20 protein-coding genes are annotated in these 19504 nt (G+C 61.5%); 11 read left to right on the top strand and 9 right to left on the bottom strand.

Features of this window, described 5'->3' with window-relative positions; translation table 11 throughout:
• Positions 1 to 37: 37 nt before the first annotated feature.
• Positions 38 to 1120, bottom strand: coding sequence for a 4-oxalomesaconate tautomerase (locus ACODSV_RS23590; protein ID WP_024075621.1), 1083 nt, complete (start codon positions 1118 to 1120; stop codon positions 38 to 40).
• A 167-nt stretch (positions 1121 to 1287) separates the two neighbouring features.
• Here ACODSV_RS23590 and ACODSV_RS23585 point away from each other — a divergent pair, with 167 nt between their 5' ends.
• Positions 1288 to 2178 carry a LysR family transcriptional regulator gene (locus ACODSV_RS23585; RefSeq protein WP_024075622.1) on the top strand — a complete coding sequence of 297 codons (891 nt, stop codon included), beginning with the start codon at positions 1288 to 1290 and terminating at the stop codon, positions 2176 to 2178.
• A gap of 135 nt (positions 2179 to 2313) precedes the next feature.
• Here ACODSV_RS23585 and ACODSV_RS23580 read toward each other — a convergent pair whose 3' ends face one another.
• The 4 genes from ACODSV_RS23580 to ACODSV_RS23565 are packed head-to-tail and all read right to left on the bottom strand — an operon-like array spanning position 2314 to position 7341.
• On the bottom strand, positions 2314 to 4686 hold the full coding sequence (locus tag ACODSV_RS23580) for a CehA/McbA family metallohydrolase domain-containing protein (RefSeq protein ID WP_150095597.1): 2373 nt from the start codon (positions 4684 to 4686) through the stop codon (positions 2314 to 2316).
• Positions 4687 to 4737: 51 nt separating this feature from the next.
• Complete coding sequence (locus ACODSV_RS23575; RefSeq protein WP_024075624.1) at positions 4738 to 5487, bottom strand: ABC transporter permease; 750 nt, start codon at positions 5485 to 5487, stop codon at positions 4738 to 4740.
• A gap of 13 nt (positions 5488 to 5500) precedes the next feature.
• Entirely contained in the window at positions 5501 to 6502 is a 1002-nt protein-coding gene (locus ACODSV_RS23570) for an ABC transporter substrate-binding protein (protein ID WP_069075943.1), read from the bottom strand.
• Complete coding sequence (locus ACODSV_RS23565) at positions 6499 to 7341, bottom strand: ABC transporter ATP-binding protein (RefSeq protein ID WP_150054803.1); 843 nt, start codon at positions 7339 to 7341, stop codon at positions 6499 to 6501. Before ACODSV_RS23565 ends, ACODSV_RS23570 begins: the two co-directional genes overlap by 4 nt.
• Positions 7342 to 7477: 136 nt before the next feature.
• Here ACODSV_RS23565 and ACODSV_RS23560 point away from each other — a divergent pair, with 136 nt between their 5' ends.
• On the top strand, positions 7478 to 8221 hold the full coding sequence (locus ACODSV_RS23560; protein ID WP_150054802.1) for a GntR family transcriptional regulator: 744 nt from the start codon (positions 7478 to 7480) through the stop codon (positions 8219 to 8221).
• Positions 8222 to 8277: 56 nt separating this feature from the next.
• Here the strand turns inward: ACODSV_RS23560 and pqqA are convergent, their stop codons facing one another.
• Both pqqA and hpaR (ACODSV_RS23550) read right to left on the bottom strand, forming a co-directional pair.
• Positions 8278 to 8349: a pyrroloquinoline quinone precursor peptide PqqA gene (pqqA, locus tag ACODSV_RS23555; RefSeq protein ID WP_081329280.1), complete on the bottom strand. Its 72-nt coding sequence runs from the start codon at positions 8347 to 8349 to the stop codon at positions 8278 to 8280.
• A gap of 114 nt (positions 8350 to 8463) precedes the next feature.
• Entirely contained in the window at positions 8464 to 8886 is a 423-nt protein-coding gene (gene hpaR, locus ACODSV_RS23550) for a homoprotocatechuate degradation operon regulator HpaR (protein ID WP_024075628.1), read from the bottom strand.
• A 211-nt stretch (positions 8887 to 9097) separates the two neighbouring features.
• Between hpaR (ACODSV_RS23550) and ACODSV_RS23545 the strand changes: the two genes are divergently transcribed.
• Positions 9098 to 10354 carry an OprD family porin gene (locus ACODSV_RS23545; RefSeq protein ID WP_024075629.1) on the top strand — a complete coding sequence of 419 codons (1257 nt, stop codon included), beginning with the start codon at positions 9098 to 9100 and terminating at the stop codon, positions 10352 to 10354.
• Between the two features lie 111 nt (positions 10355 to 10465).
• Here the strand turns inward: ACODSV_RS23545 and hpaA are convergent, their stop codons facing one another.
• On the bottom strand, positions 10466 to 11356 hold the full coding sequence (gene hpaA, locus ACODSV_RS23540; protein ID WP_024075630.1) for a 4-hydroxyphenylacetate catabolism regulatory protein HpaA: 891 nt from the start codon (positions 11354 to 11356) through the stop codon (positions 10466 to 10468).
• Between the two features lie 193 nt (positions 11357 to 11549).
• On the opposite strand from hpaA, the gene ACODSV_RS23535 reads away from it, so the two are divergent.
• The 8 genes from ACODSV_RS23535 (at position 11550) to hpaI (ending at position 18847) form a co-directional block, all read left to right on the top strand.
• Positions 11550 to 12215, top strand: coding sequence for a fumarylacetoacetate hydrolase family protein (locus ACODSV_RS23535; protein ID WP_069075941.1), 666 nt, complete (start codon positions 11550 to 11552; stop codon positions 12213 to 12215).
• On the top strand, positions 12212 to 12982 hold the full coding sequence (locus tag ACODSV_RS23530; RefSeq protein WP_150056290.1) for a fumarylacetoacetate hydrolase family protein: 771 nt from the start codon (positions 12212 to 12214) through the stop codon (positions 12980 to 12982). The genes ACODSV_RS23535 and ACODSV_RS23530 overlap by 4 nt, the downstream gene beginning before the upstream one ends.
• 5 nt (positions 12983 to 12987) lie before the next feature.
• Positions 12988 to 14448, top strand: a complete 1461-nt coding sequence (gene hpaE / locus ACODSV_RS23525) for a 5-carboxymethyl-2-hydroxymuconate semialdehyde dehydrogenase (RefSeq protein WP_150056289.1) — start codon at positions 12988 to 12990, stop codon at positions 14446 to 14448.
• A gap of 148 nt (positions 14449 to 14596) precedes the next feature.
• Positions 14597 to 15454 carry a 3,4-dihydroxyphenylacetate 2,3-dioxygenase gene (gene hpaD, locus ACODSV_RS23520; protein WP_150056405.1) on the top strand — a complete coding sequence of 286 codons (858 nt, stop codon included), beginning with the start codon at positions 14597 to 14599 and terminating at the stop codon, positions 15452 to 15454.
• A 14-nt stretch (positions 15455 to 15468) separates the two neighbouring features.
• A complete protein-coding gene (locus tag ACODSV_RS23515) occupies positions 15469 to 15861 on the top strand; it encodes a 5-carboxymethyl-2-hydroxymuconate Delta-isomerase (protein WP_024075635.1) in 393 nt (130 codons plus the stop codon).
• 48 nt (positions 15862 to 15909) lie between these two features.
• Complete coding sequence (locus ACODSV_RS23510; protein ID WP_024075636.1) at positions 15910 to 17214, top strand: MFS transporter; 1305 nt, start codon at positions 15910 to 15912, stop codon at positions 17212 to 17214.
• A 12-nt stretch (positions 17215 to 17226) separates the two neighbouring features.
• Positions 17227 to 18030 (top strand): 2-oxo-hept-4-ene-1,7-dioate hydratase, encoded by an 804-nt coding sequence (gene hpaH / locus ACODSV_RS23505; RefSeq protein WP_102624520.1) that lies wholly within the window; start codon positions 17227 to 17229, stop codon positions 18028 to 18030.
• 16 nt (positions 18031 to 18046) lie between these two features.
• Positions 18047 to 18847, top strand: coding sequence for a 4-hydroxy-2-oxoheptanedioate aldolase (gene hpaI, locus ACODSV_RS23500; RefSeq protein WP_102624519.1), 801 nt, complete (start codon positions 18047 to 18049; stop codon positions 18845 to 18847).
• A gap of 53 nt (positions 18848 to 18900) precedes the next feature.
• On the opposite strand, the gene hpaR (ACODSV_RS23495) is transcribed toward hpaI, so the two are convergent.
• Positions 18901 to 19323 (bottom strand): homoprotocatechuate degradation operon regulator HpaR, encoded by a 423-nt coding sequence (hpaR, locus tag ACODSV_RS23495; RefSeq protein ID WP_150056404.1) that lies wholly within the window; start codon positions 19321 to 19323, stop codon positions 18901 to 18903.
• Between the last annotated feature and the right edge of the window lie 181 nt (positions 19324 to 19504).

The following is a 19504-nucleotide window of genomic DNA, read 5'->3' as shown; positions in this document are numbered from 1 at the left end:
AATTGTTCTGATGCAGAAACGGTACGACTAGGGGGAGTTACCCGGCGAGTCGTCGGGAAGCCGCAGCGTATACATAACCGGAGAACAGCCTGCGCGACGTACGCACGACCGAGGCACGAATTGTCTCACCCTGAGCACCGGTGTAGGACAAAACAACGTCTATTCCACCACTTGGATGTTCAATCCGCACGTGTTTCAAGCGCGGCTCACTCACCCCGCCCAGCAATTGCGCAATCACACTGCCGTCGGTCACACATGCGGTCGCCAGGCCAATGGAGCCTGTAATCGCCAGTGCGCGGTGGCAATTATGCGGCATGAAATAACGCACCTGAATGGTTCCGCCCGCCTTGGCCGTAGACACCAGGACAGGCTTGGGAATCACTTTGTCACTCACATCGCCCAGGCCCATTGCCAGGCCGGCCTGCAGTCGCAGGGACTCCAGACGCCCCAGGAACGCCTTGTCGGCGTCCAGTTCAGCCGGGCTTTCATCACCGCGCTTACCCAATTGGCCCGCCTCGATGATCATCATTGGCATGGCCATGTCGATGCACGTCATCGGGATGCCGTCAATCACGTCCTGTGTCTGCCCCGTCGGGAAAAGCTTGCCGGTTTTGCTGCCCGCGGCATCGAGGAAGGTCAGTTGCACCGGAGCGGCAGTCCCCGGAACGCCGTCAATGGCGGTGTCGCCCTCATAGCTGACGGTTCCTTCGGGGGTGTAGACCTCGGCGTTCACGAACGTCCCGGTGTTGAGGTTGCGAATACGCACGAGCGTGCGGCCTTTAGAGGCCTTGACCAGCCCTTGCTCAACGGCAAACGGGCCTACGGCGCACAGCATATTGCCGCAATTGGGCGCTGTATCGACTCGACGCTGGGACACCATGACCTGAACGAACAAATAGTCGACATCGGCATCCGGGTGCAGGGATGGGCTGACGATCGCGACCTTGCTTGTCTGGGGGCTGCCACCGCCGATCCCGTCAATCTCCAGCTCGTGGCCAGAGCCCATCAGGTTGAGCAACAGCTCATCACGCTGCTCGATCGAATCAGGGAGGTCCCAGGCGAGAAATACCGGCCCCTTGGACGTACCACCGCGCATAAGCACACAAGGAATTCGTTGCATGAAAACCAACTCTTATTGATCAATCGGGGTGATTAATGCTCTTGAAGCAAGAGTCGCAGGCTTTGAAAAATGTTTCCAATGCAAAAATCGGCCGGATTATTGCGTTTGGCGAATGATAAAATTAGGATGAGCGAGCGCCGCCGCCCCCTCTGGTTGAGGTATAAAAAATGCAATATGAGCTAAACGACATCCGATCTTTCGTGAAAATCGCAGAACTCGGCAGCTTCCACGAAGCGGCTGAAGCCTTGCACCTGTCCCAGCCCGCGCTGAGCAGACGCATGAAAAAACTTGAGGAAGGCTTGGGTACAGCCCTACTCGACCGCACCACAAGAAGAGTGAGCCTCACCAGCGTGGGGCGGGACTTTCTACCCAAGGCTCGCCGCCTGCTGGACGACTTCGACGACTCCATACTCAATATCCGCGAGTTGGCCGAACGCCAAAGCGGGCGCGTGACCCTGGCCTGTATCCCCACCGCAGCCTTTTATTTCCTGCCTTCGGTCATACGCCTCTACAACGAGCGCTATCCACAGATCCGGATCCGCCTGCTTGATCTGAGCGCGAACGAAGGGCTGGAGGCGGTACTGCGCGGCGAAGCCGACTTCGGCATCAACATGATGAGCGGCCAGCACCCCGACATAGAGTTCGTCCCCTTGGTCGACGAGCCTTTTGTCTTAGCGTGTCGACGCGATCATGAATTGGCCGAACGCAGTGCGGTGACCTGGTCGGAACTCAGCAATTACCGTCTGATCGGTGTCGGACGCCTGAGCGGCAACCGGATGTTGCTCGATCATGCCTTGTCGGGGTTGAGTTGGCGCCCGCAGTGGTTCTATGAGGTGCAGCATCTTTCGACGTCCCTGGGCCTGGTGGAAGCGGGCCTCGGGGTATCAGCCGTCCCCAGCCTGGCGATGCCGGCCGTGGATCACCCAACGTTGGTCAGCATCCCGTTGGTAGAGCCCGTGGTGAACCGCTCACTGGGGCTGGTTTACCGACGCGGCGCTTCGTTATCTCCAGCCGCAGAGAAGTTTGTTTCGATTCTGCTTGAACAGTGGGAGAAGTGAGTTCGTCCTGTTTACCCTTTACTGAGCATGGCCCTCATGAGAGGGCGCTCGGTCCGCGAATGCCGGCCAACTGATGTAGCGGACTTCCCTGTCCAGTCATCAAACGTGCTGACGTACGGTCTGAACGCGACGGCCTCAAGTCAGTGTCAGGAACAGCGCCGAGGTCCAGACCCGGGACTGATCGCGCTGGCGCGCACAGATGAACAGCGGATGCTCACGGCCCGCTTGCAGGTTGAGTCGGGCCAGCTCGATCGTGCCTTGCAGCTCGCGCGGCAGCGGCGCAGCGGTGGTTCGTTCAAGTGAGACTTTCAATTCGGCGCCCGGCAACTCTTCAATCACCTGGGACTGCGCCAGCAATTCTTCGCCGGACAGCTCCATCAGCACCGTCGGCGCATGCACGTAGGGTTGCGGTTCAGACGGATCGCCGACCTTGATGTAGTTGTCGATGCGGCTGCACACCTGCAACCTCGCGCCGACCAGCTGCGACAGGTCGATTTCGATACTGTCGGTGTCGCCGTTGGTGTCGGTGCGAAAGGCCAGGGTCGTGGCGTCCTTGCGCCACACGGTTTGCTCCGGATGATCCAGGCCCAAGGCGCGAAAGCCGTTGATCACCGCCCCGGTTACCCGAACCTCGCCGGTCCAATAGGCACCGCGATAACGATCCTTGATCCGCGCGCCGCCCAGGCGCAGGCGAATACGTTGGGTGGAAAAGCCCAGCTCCTGATGCAGGTTGCGCGACCAGATCAGTTGATCGCCATCGAACAAATCCACCTGCTCCCAGCCCGCCTCGCCCAGCAATCGATAGTCCAACGTTGCGTTCGAATCCGCCGTGAACACCTCGCCCATGAAGTGCCGGCCCTGACGCAGGCTGGCAAACGAACGCTCGCCGGTGGTGGCAAACGTGCGCCGGGCACGCAGCGCCTTGCCGACACTCGCGCGGTCGAAGCCGTCGGCGACTACGCCGGTCAGCCCGCCGCGCGAACCGAACACCGCCGTGGCCGGTACACCGCCGCCGCAACGGCCCTGATGCTCATCGCTGTTCGCCGCGGCGCCGACCCGATAGCCGCGCTGCAGGGCTTCGGCGTAGACCCAATGGAACTGGCCCCAGGCCGAGCCGACTTCGATCAAGCGCTCCAGCTCCGGGTGGTGCCAGTCGAGGTTGCAGCGGCGCCCGCCGACATGGGGCATCATCAGGTGACCTTCCGGGTCTTTCGCATAGGCCGCGTATAACTCATCCACCGGCCAGGCGCCCGGCTTGATGGTACCGGCAGTGAACTCGTTCCACTCAAAAGAGCGCACCAACCGCCCTTGGTTGTCGAACGGAAACTCGGGCTTGCGATCATGCAGGAATACGACATTGCGGTCGCCGCCCGCACAGGAGTTGCCGCACCACTCGGTGCCGGGGTAGCAGACGAAACGGCCGGGCTCGTTGAGTTCATGAATCAGCTTCACCGCCTGATCCCAGCGTTGCTCGGTGATATTGAAGTCGTTGGCGGTATAGCCGAGCACATCGAGGCCGGCGACATCGCGACCGTAACTGAGGTTGTACAGCGTGTCGTTGGTGCCCACGGTGTCATCGGAGTGCACATGCAGGTCGGCGTACAGCGGACGCAATGCGCCGCCGGCCGGGTCGACGCTGACGAAAGCCTGGGCGCCGCGCACGCCAGGCGTTTCCACCTCGGCGGACAATCGCCACTCGCCCACCGCCCCGAGGTCAAACCTCTCGAGCCGCGCCGTCGCCCACCCTTCATTGGCCAGGGTAAACGCTTGTTGGCGCTCGCCGCCTTCAGGGTCGAGCAGGGTCAGCACACCCTTGAGCGGCAGGTTGCGGCACGTGTTGCCCCAGGCATCGTCGACCCGCAGCAGCACGTCAAACACCTCGCCAGCGCTGACCAGCCGCGGCACAATCAGCTGCACGCTCTGCGCTGGCCCCGGCACGATGTTCAGCAACGGATCGCCTGGCACCTCGGCAAACTTCGAGCTGCCCAGGGGGTCGATAAACAGCCGGAAACGGAAGTCTTTCTCGACGAAACTCTGCACCCGCGTGCCCGCCCCGCCCTGGCGACGGTCGCCCAGGCGAATGGTGATTTTGTCACCGGGGTTCAGGTAGCCGTCGATGATGTCGATGATGATCGCTTTCTGGAACGGCCGTTCGTGGCCCTTCTGGTCGAAGCGCACTTTCAAATGCTGCACCGTGGCCTGGCTCTGGCCGGGCACCAACTCGCCCGCCTGATATTCAGCACTGACGTAGTTGGGACCGGCCGGGTTCGAGGTCTGGAACAGCGCCCAGTCGGAGTAGAACTTGAAGGCCAGTTTCAACCACGCGCCGTCGGCCAGGCCGCTGCCGCCGACCTCGTAGACCAGGGTGATTTCATCCCATTGGCCAGCGACCAACGTGTCGCGATCACAGTCGATGCTGCCCAGGAACGGGCGTTTCTTGTTGCGTTCGTAGAGGCCTTGCGGGGCAATGTAGTGCCCGGCTTCGCGGGGATCGAAAACGTTACTCACATGACACCTCGTGCAGTGGTCCACTGAAGGTTTGAAGACACATGGCGATGCTCACTGCACGCGCCATTTCTGGTAGTGACGCTCGATGCGTCGGAACACAAAACTCTCCATCAGCCAGGCAATCAGGCCGATCAGCACGATGCCCAGCAGCACCTGGCTGCTGTTGCCGATCTGCCCGCCCGTGGAGACCATCCAGCCAATGCCTTGGGAGGCGCCGATCATTTCCGCCGCAACCAATGCCCGCCACCCCTGGCTGAAGCCGATGCGCAAGGCTGCGGTCACGAACGGCAATGAAGCGGGTAGATAAACGTGGGCCAGCAGTTGCCCGGCATTGGCGCCCAAGGTGCGTGCGGCGCGGACTTCGCCACCGCGAATGCTCTGTACGCCCTCTTGGATCGTGACGGCCATGGGGAACACCGCTGCGATGAAAATCACCAGCACAATCGAGACATAGCCCAGGCCGAAAATGATCATGATCAGCGGCGCCCAGGCGATGGGTGGGATCGCCATGAACAGGCTGTTGAGCGGCGAGATGAAATCGCGAAAGCGCGAAGACAGGCCACCGGCGGTGCCCAACCCAATCGCCACGAGCACTGCGGCGCAGAAGCCGCCGACTTCTTCCAGGACACTCGCCCTTAGGTGCTGCCACAGCGAACCGTCGCTGAGCCAGCGCACGGCTTCGCGCGCCACATCCCAGGGCTGCGGCAGGATGTAGGTGGGAAAGCGGCTGGCCAGGGCCATCCAGATCAACAGCAGGAATGGCAGCGAAGCCCATCCCCAATTCGGTTTTGGCAAGGACATGACAGGCTCAGACTCAGCGCGAGGCTTTTTCCAGGTAGGAGGTATCCACGATCTGCTCGGTCTTGAGCGTGGTGTCGATAAAGCCCAGCGCGTGGGAGTAATTCATCAGGCGCTGGATGAATTGGATGTCCGCAGCCTGCAAGTCCGCCGACCAGCCCAATCGCGTCCGTGCCTGGGCGACGATGGCCTGCGGGGCAATGGTCTGGCCGTCGGGCCCTTGTACCGCTTCAAGCTTGAACGCCTCGGCGATGATCCGGTTCGACTCGTCGGGATGCTCATTGAGGAACGCGATGGCCTTGCGGTGCGCACGCAGCAGCTTGACCACATCATCCGGTCGTTCCTGCAAGGTTTTCGGCAGAGCGATCACCACGTACCAGGGGTAATTCGGCAGCGCCTGGTTGACGTCGAGCAGAATCCGGCTCGACCCGCGCAGCAACGATTGGCTGACAAAGGGTTCCCAGGAAAACGCCGCATCGACAATCCCGCGCTCCAGCGCCGCGTTCATGTTGCCCGGTGGCATGTCGATGATGTCCAGGTCCTTGTCCGGGTTGAGCCCGGCTTTTTCTTTCAGCACATAGCCGCGCAACAGCACGTCCATGCCACTGCCCTTCTTGACCCCGGCGAGTTTTTTGCCCTTGAGCTGCTCCAGGCTGTTGATCGGGCTCTTGGCGTCGACAATGACCGCGGCTTGCCCGTAGTTGACCTTGGCCAGGATCCGGCTTTGCAGGCCGCGGGAAAACCATTGGTACACCGGCGGTGTGCCGACATAGGCCACGTCCAATTCACCGGCCGCCAACGCCTGCTGGATCACCGGGCCATCGCCCAGGGCCTTGAGGTCGACATTCAAGCCTTCCTCGCGGTAGTAACCCTGCTTGTCGGCGATCAGCGCCGGGGCGTTGGCCATGGCGAACACATACCCCACGCGCAGGGGTTTCTCTTCGGCAGCCACGGCAAATGTGCTGCTTGCCAAGGCGGCAACAGACAAGGAAAGAGCAAGCAGCGAACGTTTGATCATGCGGTTAACTCAGGTTGACGGGGGGTGGGATCAGCGATGGCGTCGGCCGCTTCCATGACGTGGGAAATGCGCTCCATCAGCTCATTGCGGTAATCAAGAAAGGCCGGCAGGCGACGGGTTTTCAGGTTGGAACGCGGACGTGGCAGATGAATGTCCAGTTCGCTGTGGATGCCGCCCGGGGCGATGTTGAGCACGATGACCCGGTCGGCCAGGAACACCGCCTCGTCGATGTCGTGGGTGATGAACAGCACCGTCTGGCCCAGTTCGGCCCAGATCCGCAGCGTCTCTTCATTCATGCTGTTGCGGCTGATCGCATCCAGCGCGGCGAAGGGTTCGTCCATCAGCAATACACTGGGCTCCAACGCCAAGGTCCTGGCCAGGGAGACGCGCTGCTGCATGCCCCCCGACAGTTGATGGGGCAAGCGTTGCGCCGCGCTTTCCAGACCGACCAGACGCAAGTACTGCAACGCCTGCGCGCGCTGTTGATCCTCGTTGAGCTGTGCCGTCATCCGCAGGCCGAAACGCACGTTTTCCAGCGCGCTCAGCCAGGGAAACAACTGCGGTGCCTGAAACACATAGCCCAACTCCGAGCGCTCCGGCCGCACGGCGGTCTGGTTGATGCTGATCTGGCCGCTCTGGGGTTGTTGAAAACCCGACAACAGATTCAGCAACGTGGTTTTCCCGCAGCCGGACGGCCCGAGGATCGCGACGAATTCGCCCGGCTTGGCGTTCAGGCTGAAAGCGTTGAACACCCGATGCCCGTTGGGGTAGCTGAAACTGATGGCATCGACCGTCAGGGCGTCGGCTTGCAGCGGTGCGTAAGGCAAGGAGTCGGGCATGGCAAGTATCGTCAGGTCGTTTACAATGGGAATGCCTGACATAATACGTATTAATACAAGTTGTCCCAATAACCTATTTTTATAACCTTAGAAGTGAAGGCGTACCGCCCCACTCCGAGGCCCCTGGAAGCCGACCGTGTCTACGTCCATTCTTCGCGACAGCACCACCTCGCTCTACGAACAGATCGCCCATCGTTTGCTGGAGGAGATTCAGCGCGGCGATTTCGAACCCTCCGGCAAACTGCCTTCAGAAGCCGAACTGGGCGAACGCTTTGGGGTCAGCCGCGTCACGGTGCGCCTGGCGGTGGGCAAGCTCAGCGACGACGGCGTGGTAGAGCGCAAGCAAGGCAAAGGCACGTTCGTCGCGGCGAAACAGGTTCGACATGGCCTGGATGCGTTGCGCAGTTTCCATGAAGCCTTGTTATTGCAAGGACTCAAACCGAGCATGCAGGTGATCGGCCACACGCTGCAGCCTGTTCCGGAAGCCTTGAAGGGATTGTTTGAAGCCGCGCACGATTGTCTGCTGTTGGAGCGCCTGCATTTCGTGGATGACGAACCCATCGCCCTGGGCCGCAGCCACCTGCCGGCCGAGTTGGCCAGTGTGGTCTGGACCGACGTTGAGCATCAACCGATCTATTCGATCCTGGAGTCGATCACCGGCCAGGCCGTCACCCGTGCCGACCTGGCCATTCGTGCGCAAGCCGCCGACGCAAGCCTGGCCAGCACCCTGCACGTCAAACGCGGCGCGGCGCTGCTGGTGATGGAGCGCACCTCGTACTTTGCCGACGGCCGCTGCTGCGACCGCACCACCTTCTTTATCCGTCCGGAACGCTACGCCTTTGTCCTCAGCGGCGTGTTCAAGTCCAGCCCGGCGAAATAGTCGATGTACAGCGCACACCTAGGGCTGGCGCGCCGTTTCCAGGCGTATCGGGGGGCTCATCGAGTGGCGAAGTACATCGTCACTTCAAAGCCAATGCGCATATCGGTATAGGCGGGTTTGGTCCACATGATCATGTCCTCTTATGGGGGGGGCGGTAAGTCAGCTTATTAGAGGCCAGGCCAGAGCGCGGCACTTGACTGGACGTGACAAACCTTCTTGTCATTGCCTGCCAGGCAAGACCACTAAGGCTTCAGGCTCTTGAGCTTGTTAAGCAGCTCGAGCAATTGCGCCAACGACTCTTCACCAAACTGCTCCTGAATCTTCAGGTAGTTGCTTTCCATCCCTGCGCTCATGTCGACGAAGCACTGCTGCCCCTGTTCAGTGAGGGCGATGAACACGCGGCGCTGATCTTCGGATGACTTCCTGCGCCGGACGATACCGTCCCGCTCCAGACGGCTCAGCACGCCGGTCAGACTGGGTTTGAGGATGCACGCCAGGTGCGCCAGTTGATGGCTCTCCAACTCGCCCTGCTGGCGCAGGATCCGAATGACTCGCCACTGCTGTTCGGTCAGGTCATGTTCATTGAGCAACGGCCGAAAGAACGCCATGGTCGCCTCGCGGGCCTGGAGCAAAGTCAGCGTAAGGGACGGTCTAGGGGTTGACATGGTTCCACGCACAGTTGAGGTCGAAGCGTCGAAGCTTAGAGTCGGCGCTACGCCCATGCAATAAGGCCGCCCCGAAAAAACGTTAACCTAGAAACATTTTTTCAAAATATTGCAAAACCACCTACCGCGCACAACGATAACATGTTAACAATATACCAACCCTGAGCTGACAGGGGCCATACCCACAAAAACAACAAAAGGAACGTCCCTCATGCATTCGTGCTTCTTACGCACGGCGGCAAGCGCTGGCCTGTGCGCCGCGTTTACCCCTCTGGTTGCCCACGCCGACTTTATCCAGGACAGCAAGGCCAACCTGGACCTGCGCAACTTCTATATGAACCGCGACTTTCGCCAGAGCAACGCGCCGCAGAACCAGGCACAAGAATGGGCACAGGGCTTTGTGTTGCGCCTGGAGTCAGGCTACACCCAGGGCGTGGTCGGTTTTGGCGTGGATGCCTTGGGTGAACTTGGGCTCAAACTCGACTCCAGCCGTGACCGTCGAGGTACCGGCCTGCTGCCGGCGGGTGCCAGCGGGGAGCCGGCCGACAGCTACAGCGAACTCGGCCTGACCGGCAAACTACGCGTCTCCAAAACCGTCCTGAAGCTCGGCACCCTGCAACCGTTGTTGCCAGTGGCCGCCTACAACGACACCCGCTTGCTGCCGTCGACCTATAACGGTGAGCTGGTGACCTCCCAGGAGATCGACGGCCTGACCCTCAACGTCGGCCGCCTGGAGAAACAGAACCTGCGCGACTCCTCCAACAACGAATCGATGAGTTACGGCGGTGTCACCAGCAGCCACCTGGACCTGGCCGGTGGCACCTACGCCATCAACCCTCATCTGGCGGCGACCTACTACTACGCGCAAATGCAGGACATTTACCGGCAGAATTTTATCGGCCTGGTGCATGACCTGCCGCTGGCCGAAGGCGTGAGCCTGCGCAGCGACCTGCGTTATTTCGACACCCGTGAACAAGGCAGCGCACGGCTGCGCAGCCCTTCCAGGGTCGATGGCGGGCGAATCGACAACCGCTTTTTCAACGGCATGTTCAGCCTGTCGGTGGGGGCACACAAATTCGGCCTGGGCTATCAGAACCTGTCCGGCGACGGCGACTTTGCTTTCCCGGGCCAAGACCCCTATTCGGTCAACCTGGTGACCATCAACATCTTCACCAAGGCCAACACCGATGCCTGGCAGGCGCGATACGACTACAACTTCGCCGCCCTCGGCGTGCCTGGGCTGACCTTCATGACGCGCTATGTCGACGGCTCGCATGCGCAAACCGCCACCGTGCGCAACGGCCGCGAATGGGAGCGCGACACCGACCTGGTCTACACCGTACAAAGCGGGCCGTTGAAGAACGTCAACGTGCGGCTGCGCAATGCCACCCTGCGATCGAGCAATGGCTTGACCAGCGACATCGACGAAAGCCGCATCATCGTCGGCTACAGCGTGGCGCTGTGGTGATCCCAGGGCTGCGAAATGTGCAAGCCGTTCGCCGTAAAAGCCATTTTTCGGCGACAGCGCTGCACTGATCATGAGTGCAATGACGCCCTGGGAGAAGTCACGATGACGGCCTCACCGCAAACCCGATTGCCGCTGGCGATATTCCCCCGGCGTCATCTGCGCGTAACGCTGAAAGAACCGGCTGAAATAGGCTGGGTCCTTGAAGCCCAGTTGGTAGCAGATTTCGCTGGCGGAACTGCCCGTGAACAGCAGGAGCCGCTTGGCCTCCTGCATCACCCGCTCCAGGATCAAGCGCTTGGACGGCAAATCGGCGATCCGTCGACACACGTCATTGAGGCGTGCCTCCGTGACGCCGATACGGTCAGCGTAATGCGACAGCGGCCAATGTTGCAGGTAATGGTCCTCGATCAACTCGTTGAAGCGATGGAAGATCCGCAGGTCTTCATGACGCGCAGGCCGGGCTTGCAGCGAGTTGGCGCAGAGCCGCAGCAGGCTGATCATGATCAAGCGGGTCAAGCTGTCCAACGCCGCACTGCGCCCGGCGCCGGCCATGTTGATTTCATTGCTCAGTTCCTCGAACAGAAACTCCAGCCGCCTGACTTCAGGCGGGAACTGGGCCAGCGCAACGCAGGCCGCCGGCAATTGCGAACCGGGCACCAGCGTCGGGTCAGCATCGACCAGGCCCCAGACCAGTTGCTGGCGCACCGTCAGCACATGCCCGTCAGCGTCCGCTTCGGTGACAAAAGCGTGGGCCACCGTCGGCGGCGTCAGGAAAAACATCGGCCCCGACTCCAGGTATTGCTGGTCATCCAGGTAAACGCGCACCGCGCCGCTCTTGACGTAATGCACCTGGAAAAAACGGTCGTGCCGATGCACGGGCATGTTGCGGCCGAAAAACTCCGCCAGGTTGCCCAGCTTGTCGTAATGCACTTCGGCATCGCTGTAGCGCTGGTCGTACACCTGGCCGATGTTGATGTTGGGGATCGGCTTACGATCAATCATCGCGACGTTCTCTTTTTTATTGGGGGGTCAGCCGGCCTGAAACGCTCATCCTGCGCCGGATTTCAGCCCTGCACCACGCTCGGAAGAGTTTGCCACGCTTGACGATAGTTAACATCTTAATTATAACGTTAACAGGTTAACAATAATTCCAGGAGCCGGCCTTGATCCGCTCCGTCACTGCCAGGAGAAAAGCATGAGCCGTGCCCTGCACGATGTTGCGAACGGCACCCTGTTCGGCGTTGCGCTGAACTACCAGGGGTTGCTGAACCAACGTCTCGCCGAATTCGAACAAGCGCCTTACCAGAAGCCACCGGTCAAGCCGGTGCTGTTCATCAAGACCCCCAACACCCGTAATGGCCATGACGGCAGCGTTGTGTATCCCACCGGTGAACGCCTGCAGGCCGGCCCTGCGCTTGGCGTGGTGATCGGTAAAAGCGCCAGTCGCGTCAGCGTTGAGAACGCCATGGCGCACGTGGCCGGCTACACCATCGTCAATGAGTTCAGCCTGCCCGAAGACAGCTACTACCGCCCGGCCGTGAAGGCCAAATGTCGCGACGGCTTCTGTGCGCTCGGTCCGGAACTGGTCGGCCGCGACCAGATCGGCAATCCCAACCAATTGAGCCTGAAACTGTTCGTCAACGGCGAACTGCGCCAGCAGAACTCTACCGCCAATTGGGTGCGCGACATTCCCCAACTGATCGCCGAAATCAGCGAGTTCATGACCCTGCATGAAGGCGATGTGCTGATCACCGGCACGCCCGAAGGCCGCGTGGATGTGCAACCCGGCGACACGGTTGAAGTCGAGATCAGCGGCCTGGGCCGGCTGGTCAACCACATCAAGGCAGAGGAGCTGTCATGAAACATGCCCGTATTCGCTTTGAAGGCGCCACGCACCAGGTGCAGGTCGAAGCCCAAAACGCCGTGCGCCTGGCCGACGGTCGCCTGCTCGCCGAAGACCAGGTCGAGTGGCTGCCACCGGCCACCGGCAGCATGTTCGCCCTCGGCCTGAACTACGCCGACCACGCCGCCGAACTGGCCTTCAAGCCGCCGACCGAACCGCTGGCCTTCATCAAGTCCCCCGGCACCTACACCGGCCACAACCAGGTGACCTGGCGCCCGGACAATGTCGCCTACATGCACTACGAGTGCGAGCTGGTAGCGGTGATCGGCAAGCCGGCGCGCAACGTCAAGCGCGCAGACGCGCTGGAATACCTGGCCGGCTACACGGTGTGCAACGACTACGCGATCCGCGACTACCTGGAAAACTACTACCGCCCCAACCTGCGGGTGAAGAACCGCGATGCGACCACGCCGGTGGGCCCGTGGATCGTCGATGTCGCCGATGTGCCAGACCCCAGCAACCTGAAACTGCGCACCTGGATCAACGGCGAACTGCGTCAGGAAGGCAGCACGAAAGACATGATTTTCGACATCCCGTACTTGATCGAATACCTGTCCAGCTTCATGACCCTGCAACCCGGCGACATGATCGCCACCGGTACGCCCGAAGGCCTGGCCGATGTGGTGCCGGGGGACGAAGTGATCGTGGAAGTCGAAGGCGTGGGTCGCCTGGTTAATCGAATTGTCAGCGAGGCGGACTTTTTCGCCGCCCGTAAAGAGGCTTGAGCAATATGATCAAACACTGGATCAACGGCCGTGAGGTCGAAAGCAAAGACACCTTCATCAACTACAACCCGGCCACCGGCGAAGCCATCGGTGAAGTCGCCAGCGGCGGCGCCGAGGAAGTCGCGCAAGCGGTCGCGGCGGCCAAGGAAGCCTTTCCGAAGTGGGCAGGCACACCGGCCAAGGAACGTGCGCGCCTGATGCGCAAGCTTGGTGAACTGATCGAACAGAACGTGCCGCACCTGGCCGAGCTGGAAACCCTCGACACCGGCCTGCCGATCCATCAGACCAAGAATGTGTTGATTCCCCGGGCGTCCCACAACTTCGATTTCTTCGCCGAAGTCTGCACCCGCATGGACGGCCACAGTTACCCGGTGGACGACCAGATGCTCAACTACACCCTGTACCAGCCGGTGGGTGTCTGCGCGCTGGTATCGCCCTGGAATGTGCCGTTCATGACGGCCACCTGGAAGACCGCGCCATGCCTGGCACTGGGCAATACCGCAGTGCTGAAGATGTCCGAGCTGTCGCCGCTGACGGCCAATGAACTGGGGCGCCTGGCGCTCGAGGCCGGCATTCCCAAGGGGGTGCTGAACGTGATCCAGGGCTACGGCGCCACCGCCGGGGATGCGCTGGTGCGTCACCCGGACGTGCGGGCGATTTCGTTCACCGGCGGCACCGCCACCGGCAAGAAAATCATGCAGACCGCCGGCCTGAAAAAATACTCGATGGAACTGGGCGGCAAGTCGCCGGTGCTGATCTTCGAAGATGCCGACCTGGAACGCGCCCTCGACGCCGCGCTGTTCACGATCTTCTCGCTCAACGGTGAACGCTGCACCGCCGGCAGCCGGATCTTCATTCAGGAGAGCGTGTATCCACAGTTCGTCGCCGAGTTTGCCGCGCGCGCCAAGCGCCTGATCGTCGGCGACCCGCAAGACCCGAAAACCCAGGTCGGCTCGATGATCACCCAGGCCCACTACGACAAGGTCACCGGCTACATCAAGATTGGGATCGAGGAAGGCGCCACCCTCCTCGCCGGCGGCTTGGAGCGTCCGGCCAACCTGCCGGCGCACTTGAGCCGCGGGCAGTTCATCCAGCCGACAGTGTTTGCCGATGTGAACAACCAGATGCGCATCGCCCAGGAAGAGATCTTTGGCCCGGTGGTATGCCTGATCCCGTTCAAGGACGAAGCCGAAGCACTGCAACTGGCCAACGAGACCGAGTACGGCCTGGCGTCCTACATCTGGACCCAGGACATCGGCAAGGCGCATCGTCTGGCCTACGGCATCGAAGCCGGCATGGTGTTCATCAACAGCCAGAACGTGCGGGACTTGCGCCAGCCATTTGGTGGGGTAAAAGGTTCCGGCACCGGCCGTGAAGGCGGCCAGTACAGCTTCGAAGTGTTCGCCGAGATCAAGAACGTGTGCATTTCCATGGGCAGTCATCACATTCCACGCTGGGGTGTGTGACCCGGATACAACACCGCTTCCGGTAGGAGCGAGCTTGCTCGCGAAGAATCCGCAGGCGCCGCTGGCTAACAGAAGTGCTGCGTTATCGTTGACGTTTTTCGCGAGCAAGCTCGCTCCTACAAAAGAATAAATATTCAGGAGAATCATCATGGGCGAAGTCGTCCTGGCCGCAAAGATCTGCCACGTCCCCTCAATGTACCTGTCGGAACTGCCCGGCAAGCACCACGGTTGCCGCGAAGCGGCCATCGCCGGGCACAAGGAAATCGGGCGCCGTGCTCGTGAACTGGGGGCCGACACGGCGGTGGTGTTTGACGTGCATTGGTTGGTCAACAGTGGTTACCACGTCAATTGCGGCGAGCACTTCAAGGGGACGTACACCAGCAACGAGCTGCCGCACTTCATCAAGAACATGGCATACGACTACCCCGGCTGCCCCGAGCTGGGCGAGTTGATCGCCGCCGAAGCCAACCTGGCGGGCGTGCGCACCATGGCCCACAACATCCCGAGTCTGGAACTCGAATACGGCACCCTGGTACCGATGCGCTACATGCACATGGACGTGCCGGACGCGCAGAAATTCGACGTCATCTCGATTGCCGCCTGGTGCGCCTGGCACCGCCTGGAAGACAGCTTCACGTTTGGCGCCGCGGTGCGCCGGGCCATCGAGAAGAGCGACCGCAAAGTCCTGGTGCTGGCCTCGGGTTCCCTCTCCCACCGCTTCTCGGACGACCGCGAAGCCGAAGCCAATATCCACAATTGGACCCGTGAATTCGACAAGCAGATGGACCTGCACGTCGTAGAGATGTGGAAGCAAGGCCGCTTCAAGGAGTTCTGCGCGATGCTCCCGGACTACGCCGAACACTGTTTCGGCGAAGGCAAGATGCACGATACCGCGATGCTCCTGGGCCTGCTGGGCGGGCCGGACTACCACCAGCCGGCAGAGATCATCACCCCGCCGTTCGGCAGTTCCGGCACCGGCCAGATCAATGCCATTTTCCCCCTCTGAACCGGGAGCCGCACATGCCGCACTTCATTGCTGAATACACCGACAACATCGAGCAGCACGCCGACCTGCCCGCCCTGTTCCAGAAGGTCCACACCGTGCTGGGCGACAGCGGCGTATTTCCCCTCGGCGGCATCCGCAGCCGTGGCGTGCGCCTGGACACCTGGCGCATGGCCGACGGCAAGCACGACTACGCCTTCGTCCACATGACCCTCAAGGTCGGCCACGGACGCGACCTGGCGACGCGCAAGGCGGTCGCCGAAAGCCTGTTCGAGGTGATCACCCAGCACTTCGCCGAGCTGCAATCACAACGCTTGCTGGCGTTGTCGTTCGAGATGATCGAGCTGCACCCCGAGCTCAACTTCAAGCAAAACAACGTGCATGCCTTCTTGAAAAACCAGGCGAGCTGAACAGCGCTCGCCTTCCGCCAACGGCCACTCAAAAAAAAGTACAACATCATGAGCACAGCCAATACCGCCGACAGCACCACCCTGCTTGAACACCAGCGCACCCACAGCGTCGTCACCTGGCGCCTGATGCCCTTGCTGCTGATCTGTTATCTGTTTGCCCATTTGGACCGGATCAACATCGGCTTCGCCAAGATGCAGATGAGCGCCGACCTGCATTTCAGCGACACCGTGTACGGCCTCGGGGCCGGACTGTTCTTCATCGCTTACGCGCTGTTTGGCGTGCCCAGCAACATCGCCCTCGACCGGGTCGGGCCACGGCGCTGGATCGCCTGCCTGATGGTGGTCTGGGGGGTGCTCTCCACCAGTATGCTGTGGATCGAAAGCTCCACCGGTTTCTACGTGCTGCGCTTTTTGCTGGGGGTGGCCGAAGCGGGCTTCTTCCCAGGGATTCTGGTGTTTCTCAACCGTTGGTACCCGGCGCGTCGTCGGGCGCAAGTCACCGCGCTGTTTGCGATTGCGGTGCCCATGGCCGGTGTCATCGGCGGGCCATTGTCCGGGGCGATCCTGGAGCACTTCCATGACTTTGGCGGCTTGCGCGGCTGGCAGTGGATGTTCCTGATCGAAGGCGCCCCCGTGATCCTCCTCGGCCTGGTGGTGCTCAAGTGCCTGCCGGACACCTTCGAGACGGTGACGTGGCTCAATCCGCTGCAAAAGCAGCAACTGCGCACGCAACTGAGCAGTGAGGAGCAGCGTAAGTCGATCACCTCGTTTGGCGGCATTCTGCGCGACCCGCAGGTCTGGTTGCTGGTGGCGATCTATTTCGCCGTGATGCTCGCAGTCAACACCCTGGCGTTCTGGATGCCGACCCTGATCCACGGCGCCGGTATCGGCCGCGACAGCCAGGTCGGCCTGCTCAGTGCGGTGCCCTACCTGGCCGGGTGTTTCTTCATGATCGGGTGCGGACGCTCATCCGACCGCAACCGTGAGCGGCGCTGGCACCTGTGCGTGCCCCTGCTGATGTCGGCGATCGGTATCGCCGTGGCCGGGCTGTCGCCGACCAATCCGACCTGGGTATTGAGCGGCCTGGTGATCGCCGGCATGGGGGCCAGCGCCGCCCTGCCGATGTTCTGGCAGTTGCCGCCGGCCTTCCTGTCCAACAGCACCCAGGCGGCGGGGATTGCCCTGATCAGTTCGTTTGGCAGCATCGCCTCGTTCCTCGCGCCCTACCTGATCGGCTGGATGCGGGACACCACCCAGAGCGCCAGCCTGGCCTTGTATGTGCTGGCCCTGTTTATCGCCCTGGGCGGTTTTTTGGTCCTGCGCACCGACGCGGCCATCGTCAATCCACAGTAAGAGAACTTCGTCATGCTCGATCAACAGCAGATTCTGCAAGCCGCCGCACAACTGGACCGGGCCGAGCGCTCCAGGGAACAGGTGCGGCAATTTTCGCTGGATTACCCGGCGATCACGATTGACGACGCCTACGCGATACAACGCGCCTGGGTCGCGCAGAAGATCAAGGACGGACGCAAGCTGGTCGGCCACAAGATCGGCTTGACCTCCCGCGCGATGCAAGTGTCGTCGAACATCACCGAGCCGGATTACGGTGCCCTGCTCGACGATATGTTCTTCGACGAAGGCACCGACATTCCCTTCGCACGCTTTATCGTGCCGCGCGTCGAGGTGGAGCTGGCGTTCATTCTCGGCAAGCCGCTCAAGGGCCCGAACTGCACGATTTTCGATGTGCTCGACGCCACCGAATGGGTCATCCCGGCGCTGGAAATCATCGATGCGCGCATCCAGCAGGTCGACCCGCAGACCCAGGCCACGCGCAAGGTGTTCGATACCATTTCCGACAACGCCGCCAATGCCGGTGTGGTCATGGGGGGCCGCGCCGTGCGCCCGACCGAGATCGACCTGCGCAAGGTGCCTGCGGTGCTGTACCGCAACGGCGTGATCGAAGAATCCGGCGTATCCGCCGCCGTACTCAACCACCCGGCCAAGGGGGTGGCCTGGCTGGCGAACAAGCTGGCGCCCTATGACGTGACCTTGCAGCCTGGGCAGATCATCCTCGGCGGCTCATTTACCCGTCCGGTGGCAGCCAACCCCGGCGACACCTTCCATGTCGACTACGACATGCTGGGCTCGATTGCCTGCCGATTTGTCTGACCCTGGAGGACCGTTCATGGAGATGCCCATCAACCGCTTCAAGCAGCGCCTGTGCAGCGGCGAAACCCAGATCGGCCTGTGGCTCGGCCTGGCCGATGCCTATTGCGCGGAGCTGGCAGCCAATGCCGGGTTTGACTGGCTGCTGATCGACGGCGAACACGCCCCCAATGACCTGCGTGGCATGCTCGGCCAGTTGCAAGCCATTGCGCCTTACGCCAGCCAAGCGATCATTCGCCCGGTGGTCGGCGATAGCGCACTGATCAAGCAACTGCTGGATATCGGCGCGCAAACGCTGCTGGTGCCGATGGTCGAAAGCGCCGACCAGGCACGGGAGCTGGTACGCGCGATGCACTATCCGCCCCAGGGCATTCGCGGGGTGGGCAGCGCCCTCGCCCGGGCGTCGCGCTGGAACAGCATTCCCGGCTACCTGGACCAGGCCGACGCACAGATGTGCCTGCTGGTACAAATCGAGAACCTCGAAGGCCTGGCCAACCTGGACGCGATCGCGCAGGTCGACGGCGTCGACGGGGTGTTCATTGGCCCGGCGGATTTGAGTGCGTCGATGGGTTACCGCGGCAACCCAGGGCATCCCGCCGTGCAGGCGGCGATCGAAGACGCCATCGCGCGAGTTCGCCAGGCGGGCAAGGCCGCGGGTATTCTCAGTGCGGACCCGACCCTGGCCAGGCGCTATATCGAACTGGGCGCTGCGTTCGTGGCGGTGGGGGTCGACACCACCGTGCTGATGCGCGGCCTGCAAAGCCTGGCAGCCACGTTCAAGGATAGCGTGGCGCCGCTCAAGGCCGGCGGTGTGTACTGAACCCGCGTCGTCGTTTCAACACGCCCACCCGTACGCAACAGGTGGGCTGACACTCAACGCTTGATGGCCTTCAACTCATCGAGCAACCCCAGCAGCGTCTGCAATTTCTCTTCGCCGAACTGCGCTTGCAGGCGCTGGTAGTTCTCTTCCATGCACTGGCTCATGGAGTCGAAGCTGGCCCAGCCTTTGTCTGCCAGGGTCACCAGCACCCGCCGCTGGTCCTGCTCGGCCTTGCGGCGATGAACCAGGCCGGCGGCCTCCATGCGTACCAACACACCGGTCATGCTCGGCTTGAGAATGCAGGCCAACTCGGCCAATTGGTAGATTTCCAGTTCCTCGTGCTGGCTGAGAATGCGGATAACCCGCCATTGTTGCTCGGTCAGGCCGTGCTCATTGAGCGAGGGGCGGAAAAAACTCATGGCCGCTTCGCGGGCCTGCAACAGGGTCAATGTCAGGGATTGTCGAGGTTTGAGCATGGGTCTGGGCATCAGGCTTCAGTTAGTTAATGTTTTAACGAAACTCTACCACTGTCCTCTTCGCCACGTGCGATAACTTGTTTCACTGCCCCCGCCACTGGCGCGCCGGGCCAACCCGTAATGCCAAACTAGCAAACAGTAACCCGTGGCGAGCGGGCTTGCCCCGCGTTGGGCTGCGAAG

Source organism: Pseudomonas sp. FG86 (assembly GCF_057808775.1).
The sequence above is the reverse complement of the archived record's forward strand: the minus strand, read 5'-3'. Positions and strand labels throughout refer to the sequence as shown.